Source organism: Candidatus Erwinia haradaeae (assembly GCF_900698885.1).
In the GTDB taxonomy this organism is placed as follows: Bacteria; Pseudomonadota; Gammaproteobacteria; order Enterobacterales; family Enterobacteriaceae; genus Erwinia_E; species Erwinia_E haradaeae_H.
Genome location: NZ_LR217705.1, coordinates 767,337 through 778,238 on the forward strand (window position 1 = coordinate 767,337; position 10,902 = coordinate 778,238).

Annotated in this window: 10 protein-coding genes and 1 tRNA gene; 3 read left to right on the forward strand and 8 right to left on the reverse strand. The window is 30.3% G+C overall.

The window, feature by feature from the left end; all coding sequences use genetic code 11:
* Positions 1 to 883: 883 nt before the first annotated feature.
* Entirely contained in the window at positions 884 to 1,861 is a 978-nt protein-coding gene (ygfZ, locus tag ERCISPPS3390_RS02360; RefSeq protein WP_197095228.1) for a tRNA-modifying protein YgfZ, read from the forward strand.
* 969 nt (positions 1,862 to 2,830) lie between these two features.
* Here ygfZ and cmoB read toward each other — a convergent pair.
* The 4 genes from cmoB to rnhA all read right to left on the reverse strand — a co-directional run bounded on the left by cmoB (position 2,831) and on the right by rnhA (position 7,311).
* Positions 2,831 to 3,802: a tRNA 5-methoxyuridine(34)/uridine 5-oxyacetic acid(34) synthase CmoB gene (gene cmoB / locus ERCISPPS3390_RS02365; RefSeq protein WP_197095229.1), complete on the reverse strand. Its 972-nt coding sequence runs from the start codon at positions 3,800 to 3,802 to the stop codon at positions 2,831 to 2,833.
* Positions 3,802 to 4,554: a carboxy-S-adenosyl-L-methionine synthase CmoA gene (gene cmoA, locus ERCISPPS3390_RS02370; protein ID WP_197095230.1), complete on the reverse strand. Its 753-nt coding sequence runs from the start codon at positions 4,552 to 4,554 to the stop codon at positions 3,802 to 3,804. Before cmoA ends, cmoB begins: the two co-directional genes overlap by 1 nt.
* Before the next feature lie 690 nt (positions 4,555 to 5,244).
* Positions 5,245 to 6,012, reverse strand: coding sequence for a hydroxyacylglutathione hydrolase (gloB, locus tag ERCISPPS3390_RS02375; protein WP_197095408.1), 768 nt, complete (start codon positions 6,010 to 6,012; stop codon positions 5,245 to 5,247).
* A 789-nt stretch (positions 6,013 to 6,801) separates the two neighbouring features.
* The gene (gene rnhA, locus ERCISPPS3390_RS02380; protein ID WP_197095231.1) at positions 6,802 to 7,311 is read right to left on the reverse strand and encodes a ribonuclease HI; all 510 of its coding nucleotides are present in this window, start codon (positions 7,309 to 7,311) and stop codon (positions 6,802 to 6,804) included.
* A 72-nt stretch (positions 7,312 to 7,383) separates the two neighbouring features.
* Here rnhA and dnaQ point away from each other — a divergent pair, with 72 nt between their 5' ends.
* Together dnaQ and ERCISPPS3390_RS02390 are read left to right on the forward strand one after the other, a co-directional pair.
* Entirely contained in the window at positions 7,384 to 8,118 is a 735-nt protein-coding gene (dnaQ, locus tag ERCISPPS3390_RS02385; RefSeq protein WP_197095232.1) for a DNA polymerase III subunit epsilon, read from the forward strand.
* A gap of 94 nt (positions 8,119 to 8,212) precedes the next feature.
* Positions 8,213 to 8,289 (forward strand) — tRNA-Asp (locus ERCISPPS3390_RS02390).
* A gap of 433 nt (positions 8,290 to 8,722) precedes the next feature.
* Here ERCISPPS3390_RS02390 and rplI read toward each other — a convergent pair.
* The 4 genes from rplI to rpsF are packed head-to-tail and all read right to left on the reverse strand — an operon-like array spanning position 8,723 to position 10,170.
* On the reverse strand, positions 8,723 to 9,175 hold the full coding sequence (gene rplI / locus ERCISPPS3390_RS02395) for a 50S ribosomal protein L9 (RefSeq protein WP_197095233.1): 453 nt from the start codon (positions 9,173 to 9,175) through the stop codon (positions 8,723 to 8,725).
* Between the two features lie 41 nt (positions 9,176 to 9,216).
* Positions 9,217 to 9,444: a 30S ribosomal protein S18 gene (gene rpsR, locus ERCISPPS3390_RS02400; protein WP_157989256.1), complete on the reverse strand. Its 228-nt coding sequence runs from the start codon at positions 9,442 to 9,444 to the stop codon at positions 9,217 to 9,219.
* A gap of 4 nt (positions 9,445 to 9,448) precedes the next feature.
* A complete protein-coding gene (priB, locus tag ERCISPPS3390_RS02405) occupies positions 9,449 to 9,772 on the reverse strand; it encodes a primosomal replication protein N (RefSeq protein ID WP_197095234.1) in 324 nt (107 codons plus the stop codon).
* A 2-nt stretch (positions 9,773 to 9,774) separates the two neighbouring features.
* Entirely contained in the window at positions 9,775 to 10,170 is a 396-nt protein-coding gene (gene rpsF / locus ERCISPPS3390_RS02410; RefSeq protein ID WP_197095235.1) for a 30S ribosomal protein S6, read from the reverse strand.
* Positions 10,171 to 10,902 lie beyond the last annotated feature (732 nt).

Consider the following 10,902-nt stretch of genomic DNA (forward strand, 5'->3'; position numbering starts at 1 on the left):
TGATCTGTATCACAACACAATGTAAAAAAGAAATGTTAGAGAACATACCTCCAAATTATTTCAATCTCTTAAATATGATACAAATAGCTATTCTGAAATAATGTTCATTATTGAATTATCGATGCTGCAATACATAAATAAACTAGAAATATTTTCATAAAATAAAAATAAAAATCCAAAAATAATCATTTTAGTAAAATTACCATACCATAAGATTAATCATAAAAAATCATGTAGAATTACATGTATCTGGTATTAAATATATAGATTTTATTTTTCATGTTAATAGTATATAAATATCAAGAATTAAAAGCATATATGATTAAAAGCATATATTAAAACTTAAAAATTAAAATCACCTACTAGAAGTTATTAGCCAATAGCTTAATCTCTTAAAAAATATTACAATGGTTAATACTAAACATCTAATTCTATTTGGAACATATTATAAATAAACCTTTATTAAGACAATATTTTTCACAAGGTTCATATTTCAGTATATTACCAAAATAAAAATAACTAAGTATTTTGATGTTTTATATACATATCAGATTTATTATTCATTATATATTATATAGTTAATGCTTGTGATATCTCTACTTAAAAATTAAAAATAAACAAATACCTCCAACATCATAAGGTTTAATAATTTTATACCACTTATGAATTTTCTTAAAAATTACATGAATGATTCATGAATATTATTCATTCCTGATTTTCAGAGAAAATTAATATTATTTTATTCTCTGTGATTTTAACCATGTAGTGTATTACAAATAAAATTTTTAATATCACTTATTAAAATTAATTATAATATATAAATATTACACATAAGTAATATAATACAAATACAAGGGAATATGAATTAATAAGGATTTCAATAATGCCAAGCATTCCTTTTTTGCCTCAACCACTACTAACTTCAAAAAAACTTCCACTTACTGTAATATCGTTAGAACAATGGGTTGTAATAAATGTTATTGGTGATGAACGTATCAGCTATTTGCAAAGCCAGTTAACACTAGATGTTACCTCCTTACGTCTAAACCAGCATCGCTATGCCGCTCATTGCAGTCCTTATGGAAAAACATGGAGTAATTTATGCTTATTTCACCGAGGTAATCAATTAACGTATATCGTGCGCCGTAGCTTATATCATCAGCAATTAAATGAATTCAAAAAATATGCAATCTTTTCTAAAATCATGCTAGCTGTAGATGATCAGGCTATACTTTTAGGTATAGCTGGCATCCAAGCTAAGGATGCATTAGATGGTTTTTTTGATACCATTCCAGACATTTTATCACCAGTGACTCAGCAAGAAAATAGTACGCTACTATGGTTTAAAAGACCACAAGAACGATTTATCCTAGTAACAACAATAGAAAAAGCCAATATGTTTATTAAACATCTTAAAGATAAAGCACACTTCAATAATAGTTTACAATGGCTAGCTCTAGATATTGAGGCGGGTATACCAATTATAGAAAGCAGTACAACTGGAAAGTTTATTCCTCAAGCTCTTAACTTGCATGCATTAGACGCCATCAATTTCAAAAAGGGATGCTATATAGGACAAGAGGTGGTGGCACGTGCTACATTTCGTAATTCTAATCAGCGTGCATTATATTGGCTATCCGGAATCTCGGGTAAAATTTTAGCACCCAATGACAAATTAGAAATAAAAATCGGTGATTACTGGAGACGTTCTGGAATAATTCTTGCTGCATGCCAAATCAAAAACAACATAATTTGGGTGCAAGCTGTTTTAAATAAAAACTTAAAAAATACTACTCTATTACGTGCTTATAACGACAAAGCAAGTCAATTTAAAATCAATAAGATTTCATATAAAATTTAAAATGCATACCCTTTTAAACTTTTTTAAGTGTCACAGTTCACTCTGAATTTTATCTTGTAATATACTTTTATTAAAAATGTAATTCAATTTTCATCTTGCAAAATACATTGTACAAGAATATATTAAATTATTAATAGATATTATTAATAGTTATATATATGTTAATATGTTAAAAACACTAAAACTCTTATTGCATAAAAATTCTATCATTTTATTTAAATACAGATCCTTAGCTAGAATATTAACCAGTATACAATCGGTCATACATTGGCTAATTTCATAAGCTAATATAGATTCTATGCATCTAGAATCTTGTGATTTATAGAAAACGAAAAAAATCATACACAACATTTTTGAATTACATTTAGAAGACTAGATATATCCAAATACCTCTACCCTTTTATTAAAAATTACATCGTATATTACATATTTATGATGTTATTTAAAATATTTCCACATCCTGAAGCGTTACAAGTTTTTATTAGAGGAGTCATTATGGGCCAATTAATTATTGATATGTATCTTCTCTAACATAATATAACTGACATGTAATTTTAAACAAAAGAGCAATGTAACTACACTTCATATAGATTAGATGCATATCTAAATGTATTTTTAATTAATTAAGAGATTTTGTTTTAATTCATAATTTTTTATAAAAAATCCACAACATCAAATATGATATATAAATATCAAGGGAAATCTTTTTATTAAAATATCATATACACCCATTAATCGAAACCAAAATTAAAGTAAAGAAAAATTTCATCTTAATTCTATATACTATGCTGATATCATAATTATCATTATAATTATATTAATTTTATACTCATCACAATAATATAACTTGATAATATTATTAGAAAGATTGGCTATACGATAAAAATCGAACTACAGAAATTATCCGTTAGTGACAACTAAAAAGATAAAATTCCTTTCATTAATACATAAATTTTCAGGTCTTTCTCTTTAAGAACCTGCCGTTGCAATCAATATAGCACGCTGCGGAGCAGGATATCCTTCTACTGTTTTTGTTTGATCTTTTGGATCAAGAAAGTCGGACAAAGATGCGCTGGGCATCCAATTTGTGCTCCTTTGCTCCTTAGTACTTGTGATAATATTAGAAACAATGCGTACATTTAAAAAACCACACTTTTCTATCCACCTCTTCAGTGCTTTACTAGATGGAATAAAATATACATTATTCATTCGAGAATAACGTTTCTGAGGTACTAAAACACTACAATTATCACCTTCTATGACCAATGTTTCTAATACCAACTCACCGCCTTTTACTAGCTGTGCTTTCAGTTGAAGCAAGTGGTCAAACGGAGAACGACGATGATGGAGCACTCCCATAGAGAATACCGTGTCAAATGCTTTAAGAGGAGGTAACTTTTCTACACCTAGAGGTATTAAATGCACTTTCTTCTCACGACCTAGTAATTTTCGTATTGCTTCAAACTGATACAAAAAAAGAGGTACTGGATCAAGCCCAACAACCAGATGCGCACCATGACCAAGCATGCGCCACATATAATAACCATTGCCACAACCTACATCTAACACAAAACGACCAAAAAGAGGGGAAATATGAGGAGAGAGTCTGTCCCACTTAAAATCTGATCGCCATTCACTGTCAATATGCACCTTATATAGCATAAAAGGACCTTTACGCCATGGTATAAAATTTCTCAATAACTTTTCAATTCCTTCGCGCTGACGCTCCGTTATCTGATCTTTGTCCGCCACAACACCATGCGATAAATTTAAAACTGCTGGCGTTAAACTGGGTAAATATTGTATTGAGCGTTCCCAGCACTTTAAATAATTATGTAGTAGTTCACGCTGCCAGGAAGAAATAAATACAGGCAAGGTGCTTAACCAATGCTTTAAAGGAGTTTTAGAGATAATATGATAAAAATCATAAAAATTTATCATTAAGGAGGGCCTGGTTTTAATGCAAGTATAGAACCAAAGTTAAAGTACTGAAACCAAAGCGTATTATGTTGAAAACCAGCACTTTTTAATCGCTGAATGTGAGTTGAAAGGCTCTCCGTCAACATGACCTGATCTAACATACAACGTTTTTGATAAATTTCTAAATCACTGTAACCATTCATACGCTTAAAATCATAGTGCATATCTGATAAGATATGATCAATCTTTATATCAGAAAAACTAAACTTTTCGGATAAAACTAACATACCATATGGATTAAGCCCACTCCATATAGCATTTAGTAAATTTTGGCGTGCTTCTCTTGGATAAAACTGTAAAGTAAAATTCAATACAACTAATGAAGCGTTATAAATTTCAATATTCTGAAGATCATCCTCAATTATTTCAATTTTTGTCTCCGTGCTACAGAAAGTCTGTGTGTCAATACGACAGCACTGGATCATTGCTTCCGAATTATCTACAGCAATAATTTTACAACCTCTACCATGAATATTTTTCTCAATTTCAATAGTCACTGCACCTGTAGAGCAACCAAGATCATAAACCTGGGTACTATTCTCTACGTAACGATTAGCTAGGCGTCCGATCATTGATAGAAGATAGCGATAACCCGGAACAGAACGTTTCATCATATCAGGAAATACCGCAGCAACGGCATGATTGAATGTCCATGGATCCATCTCCACAATAGGTTTTGATAGTAAAATATCGAATTTATGCTTGTTAATCATTCTCAATAAGAATCTCTCTATAACTGAAAATTTATCAACCTTATTTACGAGTTGAATATTTCTGTATATATTTGATATATATCTTTACTATAAGATAGTGGGCTTAATAAACCACTGGGGTGTTAAGTATGCAATTTTTAAGTATATAAAATAATAGCCATTATATTCATCGTAGCTCTCTCAAAAAAACATTATAATATAAAACACAAACTTAAACACATATGCTAACTAAAATTTAGAAAGCTAAAATAACTATCTTTTGTCTCAACACAATAACCCTCAATCCTTACTCTAGCCTTAAATGAAAAATATAATCAGAAGTCCGTATAACAATTCCACTATATTTATCACCTCACAGAAAAATTCTTACCTGAAATATTTTAAGTAAAAATGTAGATTTCTCTCGGTTCAGAGCGAAAAACCAAAAAACCTACACTAAGTGAATATATATGATGTCAAAATATGCACACTAATCTTAAATTATTAAGATTAAATTATTAAGAAATAATAGTTAATTTTACATAAAATAATTTTAATTTATTTCAGGTTAGACTATTTTTTGTCAAAAATAAAATTATTTAAACATTATTCTAACTTAAAAAGTTTTTGTGCTTTGAATAAAAATATAAATCTTCCTTAATCATAATAAATGATTACACATCCATAATTATAATACCATATAAACCAATACTATATGTATTTTTGAAATTGATCTTTCTTGTAACGCAACCGTTTAAAAATCTGACTCTCATGTAAATACGATCCATTCATGGTAACTTTTTTTTGCAATCCTATATCTTTAGTTCTAAGAAAAATATTGATTTTTCTCTCATGTGCTAATGTTGTTGGCAAAGTTCTAATATTCTTGACACGTAACTCCTTGACATGATAATAATATTTGCTTATGTCAGAATCTTCTGGATAAAGTGCATGAGAAAAAGTCAAATTTGATAAAGTGTATTCATGTGAGCCACATATTAATGTATCCTCCGGTAACCTATTTAAATTATTCAAAGACTCAAACATTTGCTGTGATGTCCCTTCGAAGATTTTTCCACAACCTGCAGAAAATAACGTATCTCCACAAAATAAATAGGGATGGGAAAAATAAGAAACATGCCCTAAAGTATGCCCTGGTGTACCAATTACTCTAAAATTCATATCTAAGATATTGATATTATCTCCATGTTGAATAATAATGTTAGCCCCATGATACCTGGTCTCCAGGGGGCCAAACACAACAAGATCAGGATAAATAGTTAACAATGTTAATACACCGCCTATATGATCATAGTGATGATGTGTTAATAAAATTGCTTCAAGCTTCCAGCGTTTTTTTGTTATCAAATCTAAAACGGGGATAGCATCACTTGGATCGACAATTAAAAATTGATCATGATCGTTATTTAAAACCCAAATATAATTATCCTGCAGAGCCGTGATACTTGTTAAGGTTATTTTTTGTGCATCCATAATTGCACCATGAAAAATTATAATCTAGTATTATTACAACATCTAAAATAGAGTAAATAAACCAATATTTAAAAAATTAAAAATATCTTTAAAAGTAAAAATTTAGGTTCATCTATTAATTTTATATTGTACTCTCACGCAATATTATTATTGTAATCCATCTAAAAAAATCGGTTACCGCAGTTTTTCTATAGAAGCAATCCTTCTTTCTACATAATAAAATTACTTAGAAAGTTATCATGATATAATAAAACTTATGTTCACCATATAAAGATTACATGCTGAAAGAAAATAGGTAATAAAGTGTTATACACTCTTATAGAGTATATAATTAATTAAGTGATGCACTCTATTATATAGAATACTGACTAACTGTTTTCCAAAAAATAATTTATACAATAAGCTTTCAACTTTAATTCAATATTAGTTCTGAGCGAATCAATATGATCATTTTAAAACAATGCTGTCATAAAATTTATAGTTATATAATAGTTCCAATCTATAAAACGACTCTATATAATGCACAAGATAGAATCTAAATTCTGTCTCATTCTTACTATAAACTCTATATTTTAGTTCTGAATTATATAACGTTTAATATACAATCATTTATTATTGATGAATTGATCTTTTTCTTAAAATCAAGTGCTTTCGAACTAGCATTTTATATACCATATTATAAAACATTGCATATCATGTTTACAATATATTATGTGCACTACGTATGCAGAGTGCGTCGATATCACTTGTTTTAGTAAAAAACCTGATAAAAACTTATACAATATCGCTATCTATTCTAATGTCTAATGCGGAAGATTTAGATTGTAACTGATAGCCAAAATCATATAAGGTTGGATTTCCTGCTGCAGTTTTAGCTATTTCATCACAACGTTCATTATCTATATGACCAATGTGTCCTTTAACCCATTTCCAAGTCATATGATGTTGAATTATGGCCTTCTCTAAGCGTTGCCAAAGATCAATATTTTTTACTTTTTGATTATCAACAGTTTTCCATCCCCGTTTTTTCCAATTATATATCCAAAGAGTAATTCCTTGTCTTACATATTGACTATCCGTGCTAAGAACAACTATACAAGGTTTAGTTAATGCTTCTAACCCTACTATTGCTGCCATAATTTCCATACGATTATTGGTTGTCAGATAGAAGCCAGCACTAAAGGTTTTCTCATATCTTCCATAACGTATGATCGCACAATAACCTCCCTGACCTGGATTACCAAAACATGAACCATCAGTAAAAACTTCTACCTTTTTAAGCATTGATCAAAGACTCCATTATAGTATAATACAAAACCTAACATAAATGAGCCTAATTAAGAGAGAATAGATTCCATGCGTCAAATTATGCTTGATACTGAAACCACTGGAATGAATATCATTGGTCCTCCACATGAAGGACATCGTATTATTGAAATCGGAGCCGTAGAGGTAATTAATCGACGTTTAACCGGAAACAACTTTCATTTTTATATAAACCCAAATCGTTTAGTAGAGCCAGAGGCATTCCGTATACATGGTATTTCTGATGATTTTCTAAAAGATAAACCAACTTTTTCACAGATTGCTGATGATTTTTTGGCTTATATTAAAGGTGGAGAACTAGTTATTCATAACGCCTCATTCGATATTGGTTTTATTGATTATGAATTTTCTAAATTGTATAGAGGAATTGCGAAGACTGAAACTTTCTGCAAAATAACAGATAGTTTATCTATAGCTCGTAAGTTATTCCCTGGTAAAAGAAATAACCTAAATGCACTCTGCACACGTTATAAGATAGACAATAGTAAACGAACGCTGCATGGTGCGTTACTGGACGCAGAGATTTTAGCAGAAGTGTTTTTAATGATGACTGGAGGACAAATTACTCTACCTTTATTCACGAAAGGAACATGTAATTCAGCCAAAAATAATCAAAAGAATCATCAAACACCTCATGTTTCTGCCAAGCTTTGCGTGGTTCGCGCAACTGAGGATGAACTGATAGCTCATGTAGAACGTTTAAATTTTATAAAAGAAAAAAGCGGAATCTGTCTGTGGGATCTGCATCCTACTCCGAATAAATGAAAGTATGCTAATACTTTACTATATAAAATTATTGACGAATATTCTAATCCCATTTATGATACATAAAAGATTTAATGAATGCATTAAATAGCATGGAGCGGTAGTTCAGTTGGTTAGAATACCTGCCTGTCACGCAGGGGGTCGCGGGTTCGAGTCCCGTCCGCTCCGCCATATATATATCCATAACAGGTTATCTATAGATAATATCTATCTGAAAATATAATTATTATATGCATAATTATAAATGGAACATTAAATTCTGAGCTTTCCTAGATTAAATTTCCTAGATTAAAGTCGGTTAAAATCTAATGTTCCTTTATAAAAATTCTAATATAAAGGTTAATATTCTATAAACAAAAATCTCTTATGAAAACGCATCTTAAAAAAATAGCTATTATACTATTATATTAGATAATCTATGTAACCCATGATACTAGCAATACACTACTCATTAAATCTTATTTTATATTAATAAGTATTTTATTTAAATCAAAGAGAGCACTTTATCAGCAAATATCCTTGTATAGAATTATCTGAAACTTTGATTAAATAGAAAAATAAATCCATTAAAGTTTTCGATAAAATGAAAATAGTTTTTCAATCTTTAAATCTTAGGTGTTATATTAACAATAAGTTGAGCAAATACTTCAGCATGCAGCTGAAAGTTTACTACATGCTCACCAATTGTTCTTAATACACCATGTGGTAAACGAACTTCACTTTTAATCACTTCAACACCAGCCTTAGTCACGGCTTCCGCGATATCACGAATACCAACAGATCCAAACAATTTGCCCTCATTACCTGCTTTAGACAGAAGCGTGACCATTTTTAACTCATTGATCTTCTTAGCACGCTGATGAGCTATAAAAAGAATCCTAGTAACTTTAGCTTCTAACTCTGCACGTTGAATTTCAAAAAATTCAATATTTTTTTTCGTAGCAGGCACAGCCTTACCATGTGGAATTAAGAAGTTGCGAGCATACCCTGACTTCACATTAATATGCTCTCCTAAACTTCCTAAATTCACTATTTTATCAAGTAAAATTACTTGCATAACCATAGCCTCTTCAAGTACTAAATAAATAGTTCTGTTATTTATTGATGGTGATCAGTATATGGTAACAAGGATAAATAACGAGCTCGCTTTACTGCGCGAGCTAACTGGCGTTGATATTTTGCTCGTGTGCCAGTAATACGGCTTGGTACAAGCTTACCACTTTCTGTAATATAATTTTTTAACACAGCAATATCCTTATAATCAATTTCTTGAATCCCTTCGGCAGTGAAACGGCAAAACTTACGACGACGGAAATAACGTGCCATATAGCTACTCTCCAGACTCTATGAGTTCAATCTTTTTAGCATGTAATACAATTTTATACAATCCATGACGCCCTTTATAAGAGCAAAGAAAACCCTGAATATTCAATATTACCCCAATTACTATACATTGAGATATATTTTGCTCAACCTGACCATTAATAACTATTGGCATCCAGCACCAAACCCGCCGATTCAAGCCGGCTTCTATATGCCTTGAGTGGTGCTCAAGAATAAATTGACAATGCGGTATCCCTGACGGACTCACTGATCTCCTGGGCTCCTTGCACACAGTTCCAGAAAAAATCACCAAATTATCTCTACCTGGCATAATTATCCTTCAGTATTCCTAGTCTCCAAATCATGAGGTATTTCATTTGCAACATCCTCTCGGTGCTCCCGCCGATCATCTTTTACTCTAACCATATGAGATGCTTCAGTGACTGCTTTTTTCATACGTATAACCATGGCACGAATGATGCAATCATTGAATCTAAATTGATTTTCTAACTGATCAACAACGTCCTGTGTAGCTTCTATGTTCATTAAAACATAATGAGCTTTTTGTAATTTATAAATTGGGTACGCCAACTGACGACGCCCCCAATCTTCTAATCGATGCACAGTACCTTTAACAGCACTGATGATAGCAGAATATCGCTCAATCATGCTAGGAACTTGTTCGCTTTGATCAGGATGCACCATGAAAACAATTTCATAATGACGCATAAATTAGCTCCTTATAGATTTGTAGCTTCGATAGGTCACACACTTGACCTATATTAAAGAAAAAAGCAAGAGTGTCAGTAACATTACTGTATATAATATTTGTCACATTAATCTATAATTATGTCTATTTTTAATATATAATATATAAATATCACAAAAATAAGCATGTATGATACTATAGATCATGCTTCATGTTGATGATGTGCAAGAATAATTAATAAAAGCTCTGGTTTCTAACAATAAATTATTTTTCATTACTTTTACTTAGTGAATGTTTATAAAAATATATTATAAAGACTCTTCTTGACATGATCATAACATATATTATGAATAATAATCCCCAACCTTTAGTCTATATTATTTATAAATAGAATTACATTTTATTTATAAATAATTATTTTCTAAAAATAGGAACCAATGTAAGATTTACTATGCGTAAAATTTAAATCCAGAGATTAACTCACAGAAAATTCAGAAAAATCTACCCCCTACTGTATTATGATAAAGATAAAATAGATGATATTTTTTGAAAATGATAAAGCTAGATTTTAATTTATTTTTTCATAAAATTATGAATAACTTAAGTTTTTATCCGCCTCCTACATGTGCTCCTCTAATTTTTATTTATATCTATATTATCATCAGTCAGCTCATGAACTCCTATTATCAATACCTATTATAGCATAGTAATAGTTGTTAATACTGTTTAGAACAGTAAAATCAATTATCAAT